The organism is Flagellimonas sp. 2504JD4-2, from assembly GCF_053642935.1.
The window spans coordinates 296,167-319,855 of sequence record NZ_JBSIOV010000005.1 but is presented as its reverse complement, the minus strand read 5'-3'; the positions used below and the strand labels follow the sequence as shown (position 1 = coordinate 319,855).

18 protein-coding genes and 1 tRNA gene are annotated in these 23,689 nt (G+C 41.5%); 11 read left to right on the top strand and 8 right to left on the bottom strand.

The window, feature by feature from the left end; genetic code table 11:
- Positions 1-45: 45 nt before the first annotated feature.
- Both ACULLH_RS18420 and ACULLH_RS18415 read left to right on the top strand, forming a co-directional pair.
- Complete coding sequence (locus ACULLH_RS18420) at positions 46-3,840, top strand: reprolysin-like metallopeptidase (RefSeq protein ID WP_454090214.1); 3,795 nt, start codon at positions 46-48, stop codon at positions 3,838-3,840.
- The gene (locus ACULLH_RS18415) at positions 3,837-4,520 is read left to right on the top strand and encodes a hypothetical protein (protein WP_454090213.1); all 684 of its coding nucleotides are present in this window, start codon (positions 3,837-3,839) and stop codon (positions 4,518-4,520) included. The genes ACULLH_RS18420 and ACULLH_RS18415 overlap by 4 nt, the downstream gene beginning before the upstream one ends.
- 6 nt (positions 4,521-4,526) lie before the next feature.
- On the opposite strand, the gene pth is transcribed toward ACULLH_RS18415, so the two are convergent.
- From pth to ACULLH_RS18400, 3 genes are all read right to left on the bottom strand, one after another.
- Positions 4,527-5,156, bottom strand: a complete 630-nt coding sequence (gene pth / locus ACULLH_RS18410; RefSeq protein ID WP_454090212.1) for an aminoacyl-tRNA hydrolase — start codon at positions 5,154-5,156, stop codon at positions 4,527-4,529.
- A gap of 91 nt (positions 5,157-5,247) precedes the next feature.
- Positions 5,248-5,910 carry a 50S ribosomal protein L25/general stress protein Ctc gene (locus ACULLH_RS18405; RefSeq protein WP_454090211.1) on the bottom strand — a complete coding sequence of 221 codons (663 nt, stop codon included), beginning with the start codon at positions 5,908-5,910 and terminating at the stop codon, positions 5,248-5,250.
- Positions 5,911-5,993: 83 nt separating this feature from the next.
- Positions 5,994-6,938 (bottom strand): ribose-phosphate pyrophosphokinase, encoded by a 945-nt coding sequence (locus ACULLH_RS18400; RefSeq protein WP_454090210.1) that lies wholly within the window; start codon positions 6,936-6,938, stop codon positions 5,994-5,996.
- A 164-nt stretch (positions 6,939-7,102) separates the two neighbouring features.
- Between ACULLH_RS18400 and ACULLH_RS18395 the strand changes: the two genes are divergently transcribed.
- The 3 genes from ACULLH_RS18395 (at position 7,103) to ACULLH_RS18385 (ending at position 10,764) form a co-directional block, all read left to right on the top strand.
- Positions 7,103-7,184, top strand: a tRNA-Leu gene (locus ACULLH_RS18395).
- Between the two features lie 383 nt (positions 7,185-7,567).
- Complete coding sequence (ggt, locus tag ACULLH_RS18390; protein WP_454090209.1) at positions 7,568-9,145, top strand: gamma-glutamyltransferase; 1,578 nt, start codon at positions 7,568-7,570, stop codon at positions 9,143-9,145.
- 215 nt (positions 9,146-9,360) lie between these two features.
- Positions 9,361-10,764 carry an alkaline phosphatase PhoX gene (locus ACULLH_RS18385; protein ID WP_454090208.1) on the top strand — a complete coding sequence of 468 codons (1,404 nt, stop codon included), beginning with the start codon at positions 9,361-9,363 and terminating at the stop codon, positions 10,762-10,764.
- A 63-nt stretch (positions 10,765-10,827) separates the two neighbouring features.
- Here ACULLH_RS18385 and ACULLH_RS18380 read toward each other — a convergent pair whose 3' ends face one another.
- The 5 genes from ACULLH_RS18380 to ACULLH_RS18360 form a co-directional block, all read right to left on the bottom strand.
- Positions 10,828-11,346 (bottom strand): hypothetical protein, encoded by a 519-nt coding sequence (locus tag ACULLH_RS18380; protein ID WP_454090207.1) that lies wholly within the window; start codon positions 11,344-11,346, stop codon positions 10,828-10,830.
- Positions 11,330-12,544, bottom strand: a complete 1,215-nt coding sequence (locus ACULLH_RS18375) for a hypothetical protein (RefSeq protein ID WP_454090206.1) — start codon at positions 12,542-12,544, stop codon at positions 11,330-11,332. The genes ACULLH_RS18380 and ACULLH_RS18375 overlap by 17 nt, the downstream gene beginning before the upstream one ends.
- Positions 12,544-14,772 carry a type II secretion system protein GspD gene (locus ACULLH_RS18370; protein ID WP_454090205.1) on the bottom strand — a complete coding sequence of 743 codons (2,229 nt, stop codon included), beginning with the start codon at positions 14,770-14,772 and terminating at the stop codon, positions 12,544-12,546. Before ACULLH_RS18370 ends, ACULLH_RS18375 begins: the two co-directional genes overlap by 1 nt.
- A gap of 3 nt (positions 14,773-14,775) precedes the next feature.
- Positions 14,776-16,194: a GspE/PulE family protein gene (locus ACULLH_RS18365; protein WP_454090204.1), complete on the bottom strand. Its 1,419-nt coding sequence runs from the start codon at positions 16,192-16,194 to the stop codon at positions 14,776-14,778.
- 474 nt (positions 16,195-16,668) lie between these two features.
- On the bottom strand, positions 16,669-17,094 hold the full coding sequence (locus ACULLH_RS18360) for a hypothetical protein (protein ID WP_454090203.1): 426 nt from the start codon (positions 17,092-17,094) through the stop codon (positions 16,669-16,671).
- Between the two features lie 690 nt (positions 17,095-17,784).
- Here ACULLH_RS18360 and ACULLH_RS18355 point away from each other — a divergent pair.
- From ACULLH_RS18355 to ACULLH_RS18330, 6 genes are read left to right on the top strand one after another with little or no spacing between them, the layout of a single operon-like run.
- On the top strand, positions 17,785-18,729 hold the full coding sequence (locus ACULLH_RS18355) for a hypothetical protein (RefSeq protein ID WP_454090202.1): 945 nt from the start codon (positions 17,785-17,787) through the stop codon (positions 18,727-18,729).
- Complete coding sequence (locus tag ACULLH_RS18350) at positions 18,726-19,655, top strand: hypothetical protein (protein WP_454090201.1); 930 nt, start codon at positions 18,726-18,728, stop codon at positions 19,653-19,655. The genes ACULLH_RS18355 and ACULLH_RS18350 overlap by 4 nt, the downstream gene beginning before the upstream one ends.
- On the top strand, positions 19,652-20,572 hold the full coding sequence (locus tag ACULLH_RS18345; protein WP_454090200.1) for a hypothetical protein: 921 nt from the start codon (positions 19,652-19,654) through the stop codon (positions 20,570-20,572). Before ACULLH_RS18350 ends, ACULLH_RS18345 begins: the two co-directional genes overlap by 4 nt.
- A complete protein-coding gene (locus tag ACULLH_RS18340) occupies positions 20,569-21,426 on the top strand; it encodes a hypothetical protein (RefSeq protein ID WP_454090199.1) in 858 nt (285 codons plus the stop codon). The genes ACULLH_RS18345 and ACULLH_RS18340 overlap by 4 nt, the downstream gene beginning before the upstream one ends.
- The gene (locus tag ACULLH_RS18335; RefSeq protein WP_454090198.1) at positions 21,423-22,469 is read left to right on the top strand and encodes a hypothetical protein; all 1,047 of its coding nucleotides are present in this window, start codon (positions 21,423-21,425) and stop codon (positions 22,467-22,469) included. Before ACULLH_RS18340 ends, ACULLH_RS18335 begins: the two co-directional genes overlap by 4 nt.
- Positions 22,466-23,689, top strand: coding sequence for a hypothetical protein (locus ACULLH_RS18330; protein WP_454090197.1), 1,224 nt, complete (start codon positions 22,466-22,468; stop codon positions 23,687-23,689). Before ACULLH_RS18335 ends, ACULLH_RS18330 begins: the two co-directional genes overlap by 4 nt.

Sequence of the window (23,689 nt, the reverse complement as noted above, 5' to 3'; positions counted from 1 at the left end):
AAAATAAAAAAGGCTATTTTTGAATTTGACATATGCCCCATTCGTATGAAAGCTAAATTACATCTTGTTTCTTCAATAACCATATTTTTTGCATGCTTTTGTACTTATGCACAACAGGGATATTGGAAATCGATTCCGAAAAAATCGAGTTTCAAGAGTATTTCTGTGGAAAATATGGACAAGGCCGGAGCGGTTTTTTCTCTTGATGATGGTCTGTTTTCCAAAGAGTTGAAGTCCCCAAACCTTTCTAAAGGAGGTAACTACGCCATTTATCTTCCGACTGGGGATGGCAAAATGATCCCCTTTGCTCTTAAGGAAACGGCAGTGTTCCATCCTGATCTTGCCAAGAAATATCCTAGTATCAAGTCCTATTCGGGACTGAGTTTGGATGGAAAATACAGAGCGAAACTTAGTAGTTCCCATAAAGGGCTGCAAAGTATGATCGTGGATTTACAAAGTCGTAAAACCGCGTTTATGGAACCTGTGTTGAACAAAAAGGGAGCCTATGTGGTCTATAAAAGGGGAGATGTTTCCAAAGTTGGTTTTGCATGCCATACTGCAAAGTTTCAACAAAGTATTGAAAAGAAATTGGACCAAAGCACAGCTAAAACAATTGTACCCCTGGTCGGGGATCAACTTTTGAGAAGATATAGAATTGCTGTATCCACAACTGGGGAATACACCGATTTTCATGGAGGTACGGTGGCAGATGCTCTGGCGGCCATAAATGCTACTTTAACCCGTATAAATGAGGTGTTTGAATCTAATTTAGGAGTTACCTTGGAATTGGTTGCGAATAATGATCAAGTCATTTTTACAGATGCCGCCACAGATCCTTACAATGGAAACTTGAACGCCCAGGTGCAAAGCACGCTGACCTCGACCATTGGGGAGGCCAATTATGATGTTGGGCACCTTTTCAACAAAGTTGAAACCCCCGCACAGAATAATGGAAATGCTGGATTTATTGGGGCGGTTTGTGTGGATAACAGAAAAGGAAGCGCTTTTTCTTCCGCCTCCGAACCTCAAGGAGATATTTTTGATTTTGATTTTGTTTCCCATGAGTTGGGCCACCAGTTTGGTGCCAACCATACCTGGTCTTTTGAATCTGAAGGAAGCGGTGTACAAGCCGAACCTGCGAGCGGAACTACAATTATGGGTTACGCAGGAATTGTGCCGGGCAACGATGTTGCTCCAAATGGGGACAACTATTTCCACTATCACAGCATTGTTCAGATTTCCAATTATTTACAGACAACTTCATGTGCCCAGACCACAGTTTTGACGAACACTCCTCCAGTAGTTGCTCCAATGGGGGATTATATTATTCCAATAGGGACGGCATTTGTGCTTGAAGGTTCAGCAACGGACAGTGATGTCGGGGACGTGCTTACCTATACCTGGGAACAGATAGATGATGGTGTCGTGACCACCAGTAATTTTGGTCCGGATAACCCAAGTGGAGCAAATTTTAGATCATTACCGCCAACAACCGACCCGGAAAGATATTTTCCAAGATTGTCCAGGGTGGTTGATGGAAATCTCACTCAGACCAACCCTCAGATAAACGAGGCTTGGGAAACCGTGTCCAATATTGAACGGGATATGCGGTTTGCACTTACCGTAAGGGACAATGCTACAGGTGGAGGACAAGTGGTTGCTGATATTTTAGATGTTCAAGTGATTAAATCAGCGGGCCCTTTTTCGGTTACTTCGCAATCTACAAATGAAGTTTATGAGGGAGGTTCTACTCAAGAGATTACATGGGATGTAGCCAATACCAATATATTACCAATAGATGCCACAAATGTGGATATCTTGCTGTCCCTGGATGGAGGTGTTACTTTCCCGATTACCCTTGCCGATGATATTTTGAATGATGGGAGCGAGGAAGTTCTGATTCCGGGGGGTGCAACTACCACAGCTCGGATAATGGTTAAGGCTAGCGACAATGTGTTCTTTGCGGTCAATGCTTCGGATTTCACTATACAAGAATCACAAGTGGTACTGAACTTTCAAGAGTTATCGCATCAGGTTTGTCAACCTAATAATAGTGTGATATCCTTTGTTTATGAGACTTTTGCTGGATTTAGTGAAACTTCGACATTTTCGATTTCAGGATTGCCTGCTGGAGTTACGGATTCTTTTTCACCTACCCAGGCAAGCGCGGATGATACCGCGGTGGATTTGACCATTTCCAATACCAATGCAGCTACACCGGGTTCTTATGAAATTACCGTAACAGCTACTTCCGCATCAGTTACCAAAAATGTTCAACTTACTTTGGTTATCAATGATGGAAACTTTACCGATGTTGTGTTGTCATCACCGACGGATATGCAGGCCAACACCGCTGTACAACCCCTATTGCAATGGGTAGGAAGTGACCTGTATACCAGTTATGACGTTGAGATAGCCACAGATGTTGGTTTTACAAGTATCGTGGAATCTGCTTCAATTCCTTTTAATTTCTATCAGACCACAGGGTTAAGTGCCGAAACTGAATATTTTTGGAGGGTAAGGCCCAGCAACAATTGTGGAGTGGGCACCTTTGGGACCCCATTTAGTTTTACAACGAATCAAGTGGATTGCAAGAGTATGGAACCGAGCGGATTACCTTTAAATATACCTGCTGCAGGAACTCCAACAATCGTAACATCGGTACAATTATTTGAAGATTTACCAGTTTCGGATGTCAATGTGAGTATTGAGCTCACCCATACTTTTTTGGAAGACTTGATTATTGATCTTATTTCTCCATCTGGAACTCGTGTGACTTTGGTGTCCAATGCCTGTGGGGATGCAAATAACATCAATGCTGTTTTTGATGATTCAGGATCTGCTCTGGTATGCTCCGGGAACCCTGCTATTTCGGGAACTGTTGCTCCTTTGGGGTCTTTGTCCTCATTGAATGGGGAAACGACCTTAGGTGAATGGACCTTGGAGATCAGGGATACGGCAGCAAATGATGGAGGCTCTTTGGTTGCTTTTTCGCTTGAAGTGTGTGCGGAAGGAGCGTTCAGGCCAGATGATGATGAAGATGGTGTTTTTGATGATGGCGACGACCTTTGTTTAGGAACTCCCAAAGGCGTTGAAGTAGATACAAGTGGTTGTCCAGTGAATCGATTTGCAGCCGATAATTTCACGATACAAATACAAAGTGAGTCCTGTCGGGATAACAACGATGGCTCTGTAGCCATTACGGCAGTGGATACTTCTATCACATATACAGCTGTTTTGAGCGGAGGAAGTACCAACCTGAATGCTGATTTTACTGATGCGCATACGTTTCAAAATCTTACTGGAGGAAGCTATTCGCTTTGTATCAACGGTACAGATGGTTCCATAACCTATCAAGAGGTATGTTTTAATGTGGTGATCGAGGAACCCGCATTGCTCTCCACTTTTGCCACTGTTGATGAAAATATGCTAAGCCTAACAATGGATGGAGGTTCATTGTACAATGTTGAATTGAATGGACTGGTCACGCAGACAACAGCTTCCGATATTCAATTGGAGCTTAAAGAGGGATTAAATACGCTTAAAGTGTTCACCAACTTGCCTTGTCAGGGAACTTATGAGGATTCGTTCTTTATTTCCTCCAAACCCATACTGTACCGAAATCCTGTAGGTGCGGATACTAGGGTATTTCTCAATGGTTTTGTTGGGGATTTGAATATTCACGTGTTTTCCTCCAACGGACAGTTGGTGCTGAAAACTACAAGAAGGGTAGAAGGAAATGAACTTGAAATGGATTTTTCAGGATTACAGACCGGAGTTTACTTTATGCGAGTACAGGGTTCGGAAATATATGAGGAGTTTAAATTGATAAAAGAATGAAGCGGTTTTTTCTAAGTTTGTTAGTACTGGTAATGCTATGGTCCTGTGGTAGCGATGACCCACCACCGGCTCCGGGTGGTGCAAATTTGGTTTTTCCCAATCAAAACTCAGAATGCACAACAGGAATAAGTGTCAATGAAACATTGAGTCAGGTTACGTTTGAATGGCAGGCTTCGGCAAATACCGATAGTTATACGCTAAGTGCGGTGAATCTTGAAACCAATATTCCGCAGAACATTTCAACCGCAGCTACTTCAGCCAGCTTGTCCATCGTTAAGGGAGCACCCTATTCATGGTCCGTGACTTCGCAGAATTCACAATCAGATCAGGTGGCCACTAGCGAGACATGGTTGTTCTACAATGCGGGATCACAGACAACGTATGCTCCGTTTCCAGCGCAGTTGGTTAGCCCGGTTTCTGGGTCTACGGTTCAAAGGGACATCGACAACGAAGTTACCTTGGTCTGGCAAGGAGCTGATGTTGAGAATGACATTACCAATTTTGAAGTTTTCTTTGCAACAGATAATCCACCTACTACCTCGCTGGGGACAACAAATGCCAATACTATGGAGTTAAGTGTAGGTGTTGAGTCTGGAACTATCTACTATTGGAAAGTCATTACAACCGATGCTGAAGGGAACAACTCCGATTCAGGGATCTTTGAGTTTAGGACATTCTGATAATAATTAAGTCCCGTTAAACTGGTTCATGGTGTTTTTGACACCTGAAAAGATGAACGAGCGGATTAAGTCCGAGGATTTTTGCAATCGTTCTGGTAATGCACCGACCTCGTCTTCATTCCATTTGCCCAGCACATAATCCACTTGTCTGCCTTTAGAGAACTCCGAGCCCACTCCAAACCTAAAACGGTTGTATTGGCCTGTTTGAAGCGTATTCTGAACATCCTTTAAACCATTATGCCCACCATCACTGCCTTTGGTCTTTAAGCGCAGTGTTCCGAAAGGTAAATTGATATCATCGGTAATGATCAATACATTTTCTAAAGGAATCTGTTCTTTCTCCATCCAATATTTGACTGCTTTTCCACTTAAGTTCATATAGGTGGATGGTTTTAAGCACAGGACACTTCTTCCCTTGTGCTTAAAAGATGCAATGGCACCAAGTTTTGCGGTTTCGAACGAAAAGTTCTCCTTTTCTGCAAGGAAATCCAAGATTCTAAACCCAATATTGTGTCTTGTTTCTTCGTACTCAGCCCCGATGTTTCCAAGTCCGATAATCAGGAATTTTTTCATGCTGTCAGCTTCTTGTGATATCCGTTGTGGTTTGCCAAAAAGTGCTTTGATAAATTGGAACATGGGAAGGTTTCCATTTGTTCAAAAATACAAAAGCATCCCAAACTCCATGAAATCATGCAGCTGGGATGCTTATTTAATTTACAGTGCGAAACTACTCGGTAGCCTCTGCTGCTGGAGCCTCTGCTGCTGGAGCCTCTCCACCTTCTGCTGCTTCAGTTCCTTCTGCACCTTCAGTTTCTTCCTCTTCTTCTTCCTCATCATCAACAGATGTTCTAGAGGCCTTAACCTGAACAACAGCGGTGCTGTCGGGGTGAAGAATGGTATAGTCATCGCTCAAAATTGTTTCTACAGGAATAGTTCCTCCGATTCTCAACTTTGAAATATCAATTGTGATAAAATCAGGTAACAAATCTGGCAATGCTTTGATGGAAAGCTTTCTTTTTCTGAAAAGTAGACGTCCACCGTTTCTCACACCTGGAGAATTTCCTTCCAAACGTACAGGAATGTTCATGGTAACAGGTTTGTCCTTGAACAATTGGTAAAAGTCGATATGCAAAATTTTATCCGTCACTGGGTGAAACTGGATATCTTGCAATACCGCTTCAAACTTTTGGCCGTCTTCCAACTCAATCACAGCCGTGTGTGCGTTTGGGGTGTACACCAAATGTCTAAATGATAGTTCATCTGCTGAAAAGTGCAATGGCTTATCCCCTCCGTACATCACGCAAGGGACCTTTCCAGCATTACGTAAGGCTTTGGTAGATACCTTGCCCACGCTTTCTCTTTGGGATCCTTTGATAGTAATTGACTTCATAACTTCTGTTATCTATAAAATATTTAATTTATTCTTATTCATTTTCGAATTGCCAGACATGTGGGCCTGAGCGTAGTCGAAGGCTACATTAAAAATTTTGACGAAATAGAGGTATTATGGTGCACCCTATGCATAACATCAGCAAAAAGGTTGGCACAACTCAATACCTTTATCTTATTATTATGATCTTCGGACACTGGAATAGAATCCGTGACGATCAGTTCAGTTAATTTTGACTGCTCTATGCGCTCATAAGCGCTGCCCGATAGCAAGCCATGTGTGGTAATCGCCCTAACACTTTTAGCACCTCGCTCGATCATTAGGTCGGCAGCCTTGGTCAATGTTCCTGCTGTATCGACCATATCATCCACCAAAACCACATTCTTGCCTTTTACCTCACCGATCAGTTCCATGTGCGAGATAACATTGGCTTTGGCGCGTTGCTTGTAACAAATGACAACATCACTTTCCAATGCTTTTGAATAGGCATACGCTCTTTTAGATCCACCCATGTCCGGAGAAGCGATACAAAGATTATCCAGATTTAGGTTTCTCAAATAAGGTAAAAACAAGGTTGAAGCGAAAAGGTGGTCGACGGGTTTTTCAAAGAAACCTTGGATTTGATCCGCATGTAAGTCCATGGTGATAATCCGTGTGGCCCCAGCGGTTTCCAACATCTTGGCCACTAGCTTGGCCGCGATGGGAACACGTGGCTTATCCTTTCTATCCTGTCTGGCCCATCCAAAGTAAGGCATTACCGCGGTAATATGCCTTGCTGAAGCTCTTTTTGCCGCATCGAGCATCAACAACATTTCCATCAAATTTTCAGAACTTGGATTGGTAGAACCAATGATAAAAATACGGGCTCCACGAATGGATTCTTCAAACGAAGGTTGGAATTCACCATCACTGTATCTAGAGAACAGCACCTTTCCTAAGTCCGCGCCATAGGAAGCGGCTATTTTTTCACCTAGCACAGTACTTTGGGTACAAGCAAATATTTTAGGTTCTGGAACTTGATACGGCATTACAAACTCTTGTTTTCTAGCTTATTAAAAGTGCTATCCCTTAAAAGCGGTGCAAATTTAAAAATTAATTCGGGTTGCTAAAGGATTAATCAAGGTATTTTTGGTGGTAAATAAAATAATTTTTTAGCTTTGCAGTCCCATTTCAAAAAGGGAATACAAATTTAGCCTTGGTGGCGGAATTGGTAGACGCGCTGGATTCAAAATCCAGTTCTTTCGGGAGTGTGGGTTCGATTCCCACCCAAGGTACATAAGAGAAAGCCGAGATTTTTAATCTCGGCTTTTTTGTTTTATTGCTCGGAAAATGGCCAATTGAAAAGCAGGAATTCCTAATTCAATAGCCAGAACAATACAACCATACTATCCCATTCCTTGGTAAAAATAATCAAACAGCTCTAACTTGTCAGGTAGTTTCGTGTTGGACAGGAAGACTTTTTATCGTATTTAGTAGTTGGTCAATAATTGGACGTCAATACCAATTTTTTGTACTTTCGGAAGAGATAAAGACGATTATGAAAAACTGTTTTCTTTGCCTGTTTTGCCTTATAATTTTCGCACAATTTTCTACCGCTCAAGACCGAATTACCGGTGAACCTTTTGCAACACGTTCAGTGGTACTTGGCCAAAACGGAATGGTTGCGACAAGCCATCCCTTGGCTACCCAAGTTGGACTCGATATCCTAAAAGATGGGGGTAATGCCATTGATGCGGCCATCGCTGCCAATGCAGCCCTGGGACTCATGGAACCTACAGGGTGTGGTATAGGAGGAGATTTATTTGCCATTGTTTGGGATGGAAAAACAAAAAAACTCTATGGGCTCAACGCCAGCGGTCGCTCCCCTCAAAAACTAAGTTTGGAGTACTTCGAGGAACAGGGAATGGAAAAAATCCCATCACATGGACCACTGCCTGTTAGTGTGCCAGGCGCCGTTGATGGCTGGTTTGAACTGCACCAAAAATTTGGGTCAAAACCTATTAAGGAGATTCTGGCCCCGGCTATCGATTATGCAGAAAAGGGCTTTCCATTGACAGAATTGATTGCGTGGTATATGCAACGTACCATTCCCTTTTTTGAATCCAAAGGGTTCCCGAACATTGACGACACCTATAAATCCCAAAATGGCGGAAAATTGCCCAATGAAGGAGAAATCTATAAAAACCCGTATTTGGCCAACACCTACCGAAAGATTGCCGACGGAGGTCGAGATTCATTTTACAAAGGGGAAATTGCGCGTACCATTGGAAAATTCATAAAAGAACAAGGAGGTTTTTTGTCCGCCAAAGACTTGGCAGCTCACAAATCAGAGTGGGTGGAACCTGTGTCCATCAATTATCGGGGATACGATGTCTGGGAACTTCCTCCTAACGGTCAGGGTATTGCAGCGCTTCAAATGTTACAAATATTGGAAGGGTTTGATTTTTCAAATATTGAATTTGGTAGTGCAGAACACCTTCATCTCTTTACCGAAGCCAAGAAATTGGCCTTTGAAGATCGGGCGAAATATTATGCCGACATGGACTTTTTCGACGTTCCGGTTGAAGAGTTACTCTCGGACAAATATGCCGAAAACAGAAGAAAACAGATTGGAGATAGAGCTGGGATGTACTCGGCAGGGAAGATCTCGGCTGGCGAAACAATTTATATGACCGTAGCGGACAACGAAGGCAGCATGATATCATTGATTCAGAGTAATTATCGGGGAATGGGCTCCGGAATGGCTCCACCCAAATTGGGCTTTATGCTTCAAGATCGGGGAGAATTATTCAGCCTTCAGCGTGGACAGGCCAATACTTACGAATCACGAAAAAGACCCTTTCATACCATTATTCCGGCCTTTGTTACCAAAGATGGCAAACCTTACCTCAGTTTTGGTGTTATGGGAGGAGATTTCCAGCCCATGGGCCACACGCAGATCGTAATGAACCTCATCGATTTTGGAATGAACATACAGGAAGCTGGTGATGCTCCACGATGGGATCATACAGGAGGAGCTAGCCCAATGGGAAAAACCACGGAAAACACAGGAATGATTCGAACAGAATCCGGGATACCTTATTCCACTATTCGGGGCTTGATGGATAAAGGCCACAGAATTGGTACTGCGAGAGGAATCTACGGCGGTTACCAGGCAATTTTATGGGATGACGAAAACAAAGTCTATCATGGAGCCTCGGAAAGCCGAAAGGATGGACAAGCTGCCGGGTACTAGATTTGATCTCAAAATGTATTCAATAACAACTTCCTTAAGGATTAGTTGCGTGCACAAACAGTATGTTTAGCAGAGGTTAGTAAAACGTTTTGAAATCTGTAGCAGGCGATTTTTTTATTTCAATGTATAACTTTGTGGAAAGAGGCACACCCTAGGAGAATCTCATAGACCAATCAATAGTAGTTTAATCCAAAGCATAAAATTAGTCAAGTATCATGGATGATAACCAGAAAGATTACACCCGTAGACATTTCATAAAACAATCAACACTTACCTCATTGGCATTGATATCGCTGGTCAATTGTACAAATAAGAAAAAGAAAGAGGTGGAAACTGAGGTCGGTGATGCAGGTAGCTTGGATTTAAAACTAGATCCCAAGGGATATCTAGATCTTCCAGAAGGGTTTTCGTATAAGGTTATCTCAAGGTCTGGTGAGAAAATGTCCGATGGTTTGTTGGTTCCTGGAAGGCCCGATGGTATGGGGGCTTTTCTTGATGAAACTGGGAAGGTTGTCATCATAAGAAACCATGAGAATAGCGCCACAACATTGGAACACAGTCCATTTGGACCAAATAATGAGTTGATATCCGAAGTGGATTTGGCGAAACTTTACGATTCTGGTAGTGGAACCAATCCTGGATTGGGAGGCACCACTACATTGATTTACGATGAGGACACGGAAACCGTTACAGAGCAATATTTAAGTTTGGCAGGTACATACCGCAACTGCGCTGGCGGAGTTTCACCTTGGGGGTCTTGGATTACATGTGAAGAGGATGTTACCAAAGCGGACGGCAAGCAAATCCTTGAAGATCACGGTTATGTATTTGAGGTGCCCATGAACGCCAAGGGAATGGTAGCTCCCGTCCCGATAAAGGCAATGGGACGTTTTAACCATGAAGCGGTGGCGGTGGATCCCGTTTCAGGCTGTGTTTATCTTACTGAGGACAGACACGATGGGCTGATTTACCGGTTTATCCCTAAGGAGAAGGAAAATCTTATGGCCGGGGGATTATTGCAGGCATTGGCCATAAAGGAAAAAAATAGTCTTGACACTAGAAATTGGGAAACACCTTTGGTGCCTAGGAATCAGTCCATGGAAGTGTTCTGGATAGATTTGGATGATGTGGAATCTCCAGAGGATGATTTAAGATTTAGGGGATTCGAATTGGGAGCCGCTCGTTTTGCACGCGGTGAAGGAATATGGATGGGAGATGGCGAACTCTTCTTCGCCTGTACCAATGGAGGACCCCAAAATTTCGGACAGGTTTTCAAATACAGCCTATCACCAAAAGAAGGTTTAGAAGGCGAAACTGAAGAGCCGGCCATGCTCGAACTTTATGCGGAATCCAACGACAAGACGGTTTTGCACATGTGCGACAACCTTACGATTGCTCCATGGGGAGATGTTCTTCTATGTGAGGATAACGGTGAGTTGAACCATATTAAGGGAATTGATAAAGATGGAAATATCTATACCTTGGCGCGTAACAAAAGCTCCAGATCCGAGCTTACGGGAGCGGTGTTTTCACCCTCGGGAAAAACATTGTTTGTCAACGTCCAAGAAAACGGTGACACGGTGGCCATTACCGGTCCATGGGAAAGATTTGGAAAGTAAACATTTACGACTTTCCAAAGATTGTAAATACGTTTTCACATATCCCCTTGATTTCAGTGTTGATTACTCGAACCTTTGGATATAGACAGTAGCTTCTAAATAATTTTTTCGGCTGCGATAGTTTTTTTGTTTCCTAAAATCCAGATGGGCAATTTGACCAAAATTTGCTTGTTGTTCCAGGGTATATATAAGTTTCACAATAGCATTGAAAGGGCCACGTACGGTAAAATTGTAAGTGTTGGTTATGGTGCCATTTAGCTCCGATACGTGAGGAGGGTTAAAGTCGATAACCTTAAGGTTGTTTTTTTCCACTTCGCGGTTTACGGTCCGCAATAGGTCATTTTCAAGGGAGGTGTCGTTTAGGTTCAGTTGCTGCAACAACGAGTCCAGGTGAACCTCTTTCTTTGAGAGCAAGGATAATTGTTGGGGAACATTGTCAAAGAGCCGTTCCTCTTCACTTAATGAAAGAGATTCTTTCCGCAGATCAAGTGTTGTCGAAATAGCCAATTTATAGCACAGCAAGAGGACCAGGAATAGACCTAGCAGCAACATGGTGTTTTTGTTTTTAAGACCTTTCAACATGTATTTTTATTTTGAATGTTGAACTGGTAGCATTGCGATAGTCGTAATCCATGGTCTCCACGGCCTTGACCCATTCCAAAGCTTCCAAAAAATGGATCCATTCTGAAAAAGCCTCACTTTGGGAGCAAGTACCCATAACCAATAGCGTGTTTACGTCCAATTCGATAGGTTTGGATACTTGCATTGGTTTTTTAAGGGGTTGATATTGTAATTCGGTCAATAGAATATTTGGTGGAACGCTTGACGCCAATCGATCCAAATAGAATGACGTTCGGGAATTTGAGGTTGACAGCACAGCTTCCACTTTCTTTTCCTTGCTTTCAACACGTTCCCTAACCAAAATGAGACTTTTCCGAGCTTCGTTATCGATGGCCAATTTTTCCCTTGCTGCTTCCACTTTGGTGAAATAGGAATTAAAAGCCAAGAAATTGGAAAGCAAAAGTAATAGGATGAAGATTAGAGAGGTGCGCAGTAAAAGACTAAAAGTCCGATTGTTTTTAAACTCGGACCTTAAATGTTGAACAATGTCCTCGAGATTGGTATTGTCTTTACCTGAAGGGGATAAAAAACTTAAAACCCCAGAAAACGATAACAAAAAGGTACTTTCAATATACAACCCATTGATGCTGTAAACGATGGCGGATTGGATGTCAGATTTTGAAATCGAAAGGCCCTCAATAGAATCGTGATTAAAAACAATTTTTTCAGAATGGGTATAAACGGTGTCCTGCTCAATATGATTTTCCACATTCTCCATTGTTGATATCCCTAGTGACAGGCCAACAACTTGAAGCTTCATTTCCTTCAATTGGGAAAGGAAGGTTTCCAAGGCGTCCTTTTTTACGATGCAAACAACTTGTTTGCCGTTTAACTGTGTGATTTGATAGTAGAAATTTTCAAAATTCAGTCCAGGGAATAATTGTTCAACAGCCCCTCTACCATTTAGAACGGCTTGCTGCTGGGCAATTTTAGTAATAACGTCAGCTGTATTGTAAGCTACATGAATGGGAGTAGAGTACTGGGCAATGCTCTGGAGTTCGGAAATGGTGTCTGCCCGGCATTGCTTGGAAACAATAAGCTCTTTCTTTTTGACCTGAGCTTCCAAAAATTGAAACTTAAGTGCATTTTCTGCTCCATAGACCTCGATACCATGGAACACCCTTCCCTTTTCAATATATGTTTTTAGAGCGTTGATCACTAGTATATCACTGTTGGCTTGATCAAAATGGTCAGTTTTTGTTTACGGTCTTCCCTTTTTCGCTTGCTGAACAGCCATTTTATAATGGGTATCCTGGCCAAAAAAGGAACTCCACTGCCTGTGTCGTTCTTGACTTTTTCCTCAAGTCCTCCTAAAATAGCAAGGTCTTGATTCTGCATTCGGATAATAGAACTAAACTCTCTGGAAGTCAATCCAGGAGGAGCGTCTTCGTCTATCCGTTCTGCGCTGAAATCCGATTGTATCACATTAATGTCCAAAGTCACCTGTCCGTTCCCGGAGACCAAAGGTTTTATGCTTACGGCCAATTCAGCATCAATGGGCTGAAAGTTTCGTACTTCTGAAGCTGTAGGGATCTGAGACCCAAAAAAGTTCTGACTGGTAACAACATAATAGGTGGTTTCCCCTATGGAGAGATTGGCACGGTGCCCATTTAAGGTTGAAAGCTTTGGGGTTGATTTAATCTTGATATTGCCATTGGCCTCCATTGCTTTGATTGTTGCAAAAAACTCAGGAACCACACGTCCAATGTTAAAAGACCCAAATCCGTCGAAACCTCCAATAATTTTATTCACGGTATTGGCTCCCAATGTTAGGTCCGTTTCCGGAAAAATTCCGCCTCTGGTTTCTACGGGGTTTTCACCTATTCCCCAGCTAATCCCGGTTTCAACCGTTGCAGATTTAGTGACTTCAATGAGCATTACCTCAATCAATACCACCGGAACAGGTTTATCGATTTGCTTTATGAATTTCTTAAAACGGTTAATGTTGGCTGCCGGACCGCTGATTAAAAAGCTGTTGAGCTCAAAATCAATTTTTATGTCAAGATCGGCGACTACATCATCTGGTAGAATATTGACAATTGCTTCGGCATTAGAGGAGTAATTGCCAAATTGATTGTTTTGCGTATTTATTCGTCGCGTATTGTTCGAATTCTGCCCAAAATTTCCTTGATTATTACCAAAGCCGTTGGTCCCGTTCTGAAATCCACCAGAACCCAAATAATTGACACCTCCTTGAACGGTTCGTCCCGCAGAACGTCCATACCCAGTGGATTGCATAGGGTCTCCCAATAACTCAACAGATCGATGCATCATCTGCACAATCTCTAATTTTCTTACACTTAACTGATCGGCTGTTCCAAAAAAGTAACGATCGTTTTCCTTTTTAAAGGTAAAATTTGTCTTGTTTACATAAGTGGTAGGGACTGACGACCGCCCCTCGTTTCGGTTACGGTTTCTATTTGTGGGTTGGGTGTTTGGTTGCCCATTGGGACTAGCGGTGTTGTTGGATGTTGGGACCGCTTCACTTTCGAATATCTTGGTCAACAACTCGTCATAATAAATCTGTTTGGCCTTGAATGTGATATTTCCTGCTTCGGATAATGGCGTGGCCATGTAAACATCCAAATCCAGGTCCAAACTAATTTCTTGGACAATATCTGCAATGGGGACATTTGTAAAATCCACGTTCAAAATCCGATTGATGGTGTCCAATATCTGATAGTTGAAATCTCCATTGGAAACACCTCTAGGAGCACGTCCTTGCTGCTCACCATTATTTGTAATTATCTGATCAAATAGATAGAATCCATCGCGAGACTTGGAATAGGTAAGGTTATTGGTCTCAGCAAGCCTTTTCATGGCATGGTCAAGGGGTACATCTTTGATGTATATCGACAACGGAATGTTTTCCATTCCCTTGGAATACAGTAGATTTTGACCGGAAACATCGATGATTTTTCGAAAAGCTTTCTCCAAAAAGTCTCCTTTTAAGTCCAATGAAATTAAATTGTTGAGGGCATCAAAACCAACTTGTACTTCTCTCTCCGGAATTATCTCAGGAGGAGCTTGGTATTTTAGAATGGACAAAATATTTCCGGTGAAATTGATATCCAGCTCGTATTGCTTACATAGAAAGACCAACAAATCAGCCACGGTGACATTGGAAAAATTATTTACAATGTTGATTCCTTGTAGGCTTGGGTCGATATTGATGTTTATTTTATGAACTTGGGAAACTGCCAAGAGAAAGTTGGATAGCGATACGCTGTTTACGTTGATATCCAGCTTTAAATTTTCAGAAAGCCCTGGATTATCCACTGCCAATGCTTCCAGATTGTTTTGTATGTTTTGAATTCGCGCTTCCTCTTCTTGCGAAAAAACGAAAAGGGAGAGGGTTAGAAAAAATAGAAATAAGATCTTCTTCATGTATCAATTGGTTAACAGCGGATATATTTCCTCCACAGAGGTAATGCCCTTTTCCACAAGCAAAAGTGCATTGTCCTTTAAGGTCATTATGTGTTGTTCTTTTAGGTATTCATCGATATCAAGTACATTGTTTTTAATATGTGGAATCAATATCTTGTTGATAGGAATGATTTCATAAATGGCCTTTCTTCCATTATAACCTGTATGATGGCATGATTGGCATCCCACCGGCGCAAAATGGTGTGTTAGGCCCTTGGGTGGATCAAAACCTTGTGGAAACACGCCTTCGGTAATATCACTTTTTCTTTTGCAGTTGTCGCAAAGTTTGCGAACCAAACGCTGCGCAATACTGATGTTTAACGTGCTGGCTATTAAGAATGGTGGGATACCCATATCGATTAATCGTGAAATGGTAGACCAAGCCGAATTTGTATGGATTGTTGAAAACACCAGGTGACCTGTCAAGGCAGCTCGAATAGCCATGTTTGCTGTTTTTACATCCCTAATCTCACCCACCATAATGATATCGGGATCCTGGCGTAAAAATGTACGGAGCGCACTGGCAAAATCCAATCCAATATTTTCTTTGAGCTGCACTTGATTGATACCCTCCAAAGTGTATTCTATGGGATCCTCAATGGTCAAGATGTTGGTTTTGGCATCGTTCAGCAGCTTTAATGTAGCATAAAGTGTTGTTGTTTTTCCAGAACCTGTAGGACCTGATATCAAAACAATCCCGTTGGGATTTTTTATACCCTCTTTATAGCGTTGAAGCTCCGGTGCATTGAATCCCAAATCCTCTAGATTTACTGATTGGGTATCCTTGTTTAGAATACGTAGCACAATTTTTTCACCAAAAAGTGTTGGGAGCGATGATACCCTGATATCGAATTCTGCACCGTTGGATTTCACCGTGATCCGACCATCCTGTGGCAAACGTTTTTCGGCAATATCCAGGTCGGCGCGTATTTTAATTTTATTGACTATGGTTGGATATTCGTGTATGGGAACTTTAAATTGCTCCACCAACTTTCCATCCAATCTAAAACGGACCCTGCAATTGGTTTCGTAGGGTTCAAAATGTATATCACTACTTCCAATGGCTTTGGCATTGACAAGGATTTTCTCCAAAAAATCAGGAGTATAATGCAGTTCACTACTTTGTGGAGTTTGCGCTTGCCTATAATTTGCGCTTAAAAAATCTTGAAGCTCGGAAGTTTCCAGTCGCTCCAACTTTACAGGAAATTCCAAAACTATCTGTAATTCTGCCAATAGGTTTTCCAGGGATTCGGTGTCGGTATAAAAAGTAATTACGCCGTCCACTTTTTCTTTGGGAATAATCCTATAATGAAATGCCTGTTCAGCATTAATGCATTGAACAAGTTCAGAAGCCAGCTGCAACCTTTTTTCTTCAGTATGCATATAGTGATGGGGATTTAAAGATTAATTCAAAACACATCATAAAAACTATAAAGAGCCCCATAAACCCTGCTAGAGGAACAGTTTGCTGTTTAAAGTTCTTTTTCAGAACCAAAAAGGAAAGCAATGAAAATAAAATGGCGTTTGCAAAGAGCACTATAAAAGTGAATGTTGGAAACCCTATGGCGAAAGCATAAAAAAACAAGATATCGCCAAGTCCCAGGCTATGGTTTAAAAATTTGCTTTTGGAGATAAATCGGGAATAACCATAAAGCAAAACTGTAATTAGGGTAACAAGAAGTATGTTTGCCGACAAGCTTCCCAAAAACATTGTAACCTCATTAATTTTCAGAAAATGAATGCATCCAAACAAAATCATTGCTATGGGAAACAGAAACCAAAAAACTTTCCTTTCCCGAAAATCTTGTACAGCTATGTAGCCCAGACACACCATTAACGAAATCTTTAAGACGCTTATCAATCTTTTACAGTTTGTTTTGGATTGCCATCCTGATCAACTTCCCATACATTGAACACCCCATCTCCATCAAAATCGGTAATGGCTTCCGCACGAGCTTTGAATGTGGCATTATCTGCGCTCAGAATCTCATAAACATAATTCGCCGTCCCATTTTCCTTTACTGTTTTTGGGGGCTCAAAGTCCAGCTCTCCCATTACGTTGGAATACTTACTGTGCATATAGCGGTATGTAGTCTGCGCATTATAGATCGCTTTCAATTGTACCTGGGCCTCTACGCTTTTGGCCTTAGAGATCAATGGCATTAAGTTAGGAAGGGCAAGCAAGAGCAATATTCCTATAATAGCTAATACGATAAGGGTTTCCTGTAGGTTGATGGCGGGGATTTTCGTTTGTACTATTTGTGGGGACCAGGTTCTTTTCATGGGTATCGAAGTTGAAATGAGGCATCTTATCTTAAACAATACCGTTTAGGGTATCTTACTCGAAATGTAATTTTTTTCTGCTAATATTCTATAGAATATTCTATAAATATTTTCAGATTAACAGTCTAAAAAGTTATTAACAGCAATTATTTTGAATTAAAATTTTGGTAATCAATGAGTTAAAATCATAAATCCATTTCAGGTAAGATTTAAATTACAATTCCTTCACAAAAAGGATTGAAAAAGTTTTAAATAAAATAAGTAAATTCCTACAAGAATTATATATAACCCAAAATAAATCTGATCTAATGCCTGAAATCTTAATCAAAAACACCGTTCATTCATCCATTGTTTTACAAGCTATGTCCAATGATTATATCTGTAATCATGCTTATCGATTGCAATCGGGATAATCGTCAATACTAGATTATCAATTTACCTGGGCAAAAAGAAACAGTTGCCCTTAAAATTTGCGTCAATTTATAAATCGAACTAAAATATCATTCGATTTTTTTCAACACACCTACAAAATCTTGTAAAATTACTTACAACTAATATTTCAGCATAATAGCCATGCGCTTGGCTGGAGTTTTAGGCTTTAAAACTGGCTTAGTGATCTGATGATCTTAAGCTTTGCTCTTTTAGCCAAGAAGATAGAACAACTAAAAAGCCTATTAAAAATAACCGGAAATGAAAAAAAATCTTACTGCTCTATTATTAGGGTTACCATTTTTGCTGGTTGGCCAGGTTACCAATTCATTTCCCGATGATGGCAATGTAGGTATTGGCACAACAACGGCAACCGAAAAGTTGGAGGTAAGGACTTCCAGTGCGACCCATGCAATTTTTAAAGGAAGTTTTTCTGGGATTCAAGGGATTCAGATAGAGAGAGAATCAGGGGACAATATTAGGTTAGTTACCAACTATTCGGGTTATGGCGGAGGGTTAGAATCTAGTTCTAAAATTCGTTTTGCTGTTAACGGAAACAATATCAATTCACCTGCAATGGTATTGTCCGAATCTGGAAATATTGGAATTGGAACAACCAGCCCTATTGATAAATTGGATATCAGAGATGGAGGGCTAAGGGTATCCGATGGTAACGATAGGATGTATCTCAAAGTAGACAATGCAAATTCAAAATCCATAATTGCCTTTGGAGATGATTTGAGCGATAGGTTGGATCTCTATTTTGACTATTGGAGTGGAACTTCTGGCGATTTCGCCGTAATGTCCTTATTGGCTTCTGGGAGAGTGGGCATCGGCACTACTGCCCCGGATTCGAAACTAGCCGTAAAAGGAAAAATTCATGCCGAAGAAGTTAAGGTGGATCTTTCCGTTCCAGGGCCCGATTATGTCTTTGAAGAGGATTATGACCTCAAGCCCTTAGAGGAAGTCCAAAACTACATCAAAGCTCATGGGCATTTGCCCAATATCCCTTCGGCCATGGAAATGGAGGCCAACGGAATCCAATTGGGAGCAATGAACATGAAGCTTCTGGAGAAGATTGAGGAGCTGACTTTATACATCCTAAAACAGGAGAAAAAACTTGAGCGTATGGAAGGCTTAGAGCAAGAAATAGAGAGTCTGAAACAATTGATTACCGAACATATTAAAATAAAGGCTGCAAGATGAGAACAAAAACAATGTGTCTTTTTCTTCTATTGATTTCAACTAGCTGTGTGTTTGGACAGATACAGTATCATGAGGGAAAGTGGGGTTTGGGGAACCCTTCCGTTGGCTGGTACAAACTAGCCACCTTTGATCTATCAAACACCAATTATAACTCCATAATAGTTGATGCGGAGGTCAATTATACAAGAACCTACGAGTATGGTTATAATGCATCTGCCAATATATTCATTAGGAAGGTGACCTCTGATAACTATGGAGGAAAGTGGAACTATACTATTGAAGGCACTGAAATAGGGGATTTGATTAAATGTAAAAAGATTGATGCAACCACATATGAGCTTTATGCATACTCTAGTGGAAACCACGGACATGTTTCCGTACGCTTGGCCATAACGAGTGAGCAGACAGTGATGGTAACTATTCCAAGTAGTGTCACCCAAGTATCCAATCCAGATAGTTACACGGATGTTCCGAAAATAGGGAAAAGTGCATCCTTTATAGATAATGTGGGTATCGGCACCACCTCCCCAGACTCCAAACTCACTGTAAAAGGAAAAATCCATGCTGAAGAGGTAAAAGTGGATCTTTTAGTCCCTGGCCCTGATTATGTGTTTAAAGAGGATTATGACCTTAAATCTTTAGAGGAAGTCCAAAACTACATCAAAGAACATGGGCATTTGCCAAACATCCCTTCGGCCGTGGAAATGGAGGCCAACGGAATCCAATTAGGAGAAATGAACATGAAGCTTCTGGAGAAGATTGAGGAGTTGACGCTTTACGCCTTGGAACAACAAGAAAGAATCCAAGAGTTTAAAAGGCAATTGGAAGGTAAAAATTCCCAGGCTAACGCCATAAAAGAGGAACTAAAAGTTCAAAGAAGTGAAATAGAACAACTTAAAAAGCTGATCAAAAATAACTGGAAATGAAAAAAAATATAACTGCTCTATTACTAGGTTTACCATTTTTGTTGGTTGGCCAGGTCACGAATTCGTTTCCCGATGATGGTAATGTGGGCATCGGAACTACAAGTCCTACCGAAAAACTGCATTTAGAAAGTTCAGGTATAACCAAGCTAAGGCTTCATACTGAGTCCACAAGCTCCAATGCAGGGATTTCTATTACCGGGAAAAGAACCTCCGGCGGTAATTCTAACCACTACATAGGTGCTACAGGAACCAATAGTTATAATCTAACGCTGGATGTCGATGAAAACCTGTTTATAAATACCAACGGTGCTACTAGAATGTATGTTAAAGGCAATGGCAGTGTTGGTATCGGCACAACAAACCCCGGTGCTCTGTTTGATGCCAATGGAAACATCACCTTCTTATCAGGGGCTGAAAAGATGTACTGGGGCTCAAAGCATACTGGAAGTACGGATCATCGGAATTACTTAGCTCCAAGATTAGCGGATGATTCTGGATGGGATTGGGGTCAAGAATTTGGTTATCACTTTTATCATAGAACATGGTATATCGAAAGTAATCTAGGTATTGGAACAACAAATCCAGGCACTTACAAACTGGCGGTAAATGGAAGTATTAGAGCCAAAGAAGTTAAAGTGGAGACGAATTGGGCCGATTATGTTTTCGAAGCTGATTATGATCTACCTACACTTGAAGAGGTGGAAAAACATATCCAGGAAAAAGGCCACCTGATCAATATTCCCTCAGCGAAGGAAGTGGAAGAGAATGGGATTCAACTGGGGGAAATGAACAAACTGCTGCTGGAGAAGATTGAAGAATTGACCCTATATGTTATCGAAATAAAGAAAGAACAGGAGGTGCTCAAATTGGAAAACAGAAAACTAAAACTTGAAATGGACAAAATCTCTAAACAATGAAGCAACTAGTTTACATACTAACTTTTTCCCTTTCAACACTGGTAGTAGCTCAAAACCAATATGCGGAAAATGAGAATGTCAATAACATGGCTTCAGGAGTCTATTATCAACAAGGACCGGGAAGCAACAACTCCGTCTTGAATTGGGCATATCCTTACGGTACAAAATTGACTGTTTTAGGTGTTGAACACAGAAATTTTGAACTAACGGCCACCACCTATCCGTATGGTGAGCTAAAGCTTCGACAATGGATTCCCACTGATGATGTTTGGACAGGTTGGAGAAACATCCTTGTAGCGGATGAGAACGGGAATTATGGTCTGGGCGTTTCAAATCCTTCCGCCTTTTTGGAAGTTAATAAATCCATCAACAATTCATGGACCGCTAAAATTTACAATGGCGGAGGTGAAGGACAGGGGTTGTTGGTACAATGTGGTTATGGAGGTTCGCAATCTACGAATAACCCTACAATACTAAGATTGGAAGATGGGAGCGGCAATGTTCGTATGAAGGTACAGAGCAATGGGAAAGTCGGCATTGGAACGGCTAACCCAGACTCCAAACTTACCGTAAAGGGTAGAATACATGCCGAAGAAGTGAAGGTGGACCTTTCCGTTCCAGGCCCAGACTATGTGTTCAAAAAGGATTATGACCTCAAATCCTTGGAAGAAGTTCAAAGTTATATCAACGAACATGGACACTTGCCAAACATTCCTTCAGCCAGTGAAATGGAAGCCAATGGTATTCAATTGGGTGAAATGAACATGAAACTATTGGAGAAGATTGAGGAACTGACCCTTTATGTCATCGAGCTTAAAAACGAAATTAATCAATTGAAACAACACCAGAGATGATAAGAAAAAAGCTCCTAAACTTCCTTATATTTTCTACGTCTTTGGCCATGGTCTCCCAGACCCATACAACGGCAAGTATTGAAAATGATCTTTATGTAAACTATAATACATACTCCAGTGGATCAACCGGTGATGGTAAGGGCAACCTGATTTTGTTTGGCGATGGAGCAAATGGCGCAGGTTGGCAATCTAGTGTTAAATGGTCCGGCAGGGATGGTTTTAACAGCTCAACAAGTAGTGGTACACGGGTAAATGCAGAAATCGGAATTGCGAATGTAGGGACTTACGGGAAGGCGGATTTGGTGTTCAAAACAAAAGGATCTAATGATAATGCGACGCCAACAGAAAAACTGAGAATCTCTCAAAACGGAAATATTGGTTTACGCATCACAGCTCCAAATTCCCAGTTTGTGGTGACCAGTAATTTTGGGGCGAATATATCAGGATCTACAGGAGGTAATGCAGTTTATGGCTCAAACATGGCTGTAGTACAGGGAGGAACAAATCACAATAAACTTATTACGCCATCAAGCCATAATGGGAATTACGGATACTCCGGAATGAGGGCGAGTTGGGGCAAGCTATACTTCTATGCCAAGAACGGGAATACCACCCAAGATCAACTTATTACAGATGCCGCACGAATGTTTATTGATTCTTACGGAAAAGTCGGTATAGGTACCGAGAACCCAGACTCCAAACTCACCGTAAAGGGAAACATCCATGCGGAAGAAATCAAAGTAGACCTTTCCGTTCCCGGACCTGATTATGTCTTTAAAGAGGACTATGACCTCAAATCTTTAGAGGAAGTCCAGAACTACATCAAAAAGCATGGGCACTTACCCAACATTCCTTCTGCTCAAGAAATGGAGGCGAATGGCATTGAGTTGGGTGAGATGAACATGAGATTATTGGAGAAAATTGAGGAGTTGGTACTCTATACCCTTGAGCAAGAGAAAAGAATAGAAAAATTGGAAATCTCGAACCAAAGAATCAGTCTTTTGGAAAAAACAGTGGAGCAACTATTAAAAGATAAAGAATGAGGATAATCAGATTTATAGTCTTGACTTTTTTGTTTAGCTACCCTGCACATGCCCAATGGAATACGACGTCAGTTAGTAATGAAGTAAGTACTACGGATGAAATAGTGGGGCCGGTCTTAAGACTGAGTAATGAGATAAGAATACCCAACACATTTACTCCAACAGATCCAACCATTGGCACTTTGGATAACTCCCACTACGGGATCAACCTACATAAAATAAATGGAATTGGTTTCGCCTTTAATGGGATTCACCAGATGGTGTTCAAACCCAATGGAGACACGGGGATAGGTACCAGTTCGCCAACAGGGAGATTACATGTTTCCACTGGGACCTCCGGAGATGCTATCTTCAGACTGGAGGCGGACTCGGATAACAACAATGAATCTGACAATCCCCTTATACAGCTAAGGCAAGATGGAGGTCAGGTGGGAATCAACATGGGTTTTTCAGAAGGAAGTTTTGGTTCAAATATTTTTGGAATCGGAACGCGTCGCACCGATATCGACAAGTGGGACGTTTTTACAATCAATACTGCAAACGGTTATGTTGGAATCGGAACCAATACCTCACAAAGTAAATTACATATTTCGACGGGTACTTCGGGCGATGCCATTTTAAGACTGGAAGCGGATACCGATAACAATAATGAAGCTGACAACCCAGGAATACATTTTGTCCAAGACGGTGAGCTAGTAGATTATTTTGTGGAGATTGAAGGAAATGCCAATACAAAATCAACAGGCACGGTTGCCAATGCCTTAATCATTGGAACCGAAGCTAACAGAGATATTCAATTCATAAATGGGGATCAAGTCCAGGTTACCGTCAAAACCTCAGGGGTTGGAATTGGCACCACCTCCCCAGACTCCAAACTCACTGTAAAGGGTAACATCCATGCGGAAGAAGTCAAAGTGGACCTTTCCGTTCCCGGTCCTGACTATGTATTCAAAGAGGAATATGACCTCAAGTCCTTGGAAGAAGTCCAAAATTATATCAAAGAACATGGGCACCTGCCCAATATCCCTTCGGCAAAGGAAATGGAGGCCAATGGTGTTCAACTGGGCGAGATGAACATGAAATTATTGGAGAAAATTGAAGAGTTGGTACTCTATACGCTTGAGCAAGAAGAAAAACTCAAAGAAATAAACGAGCTGAAAGCAAAAGTAAGCGAACAAGAAAACCGACTTGCAAAACTTGAGCAACTTTTAAATCGATAA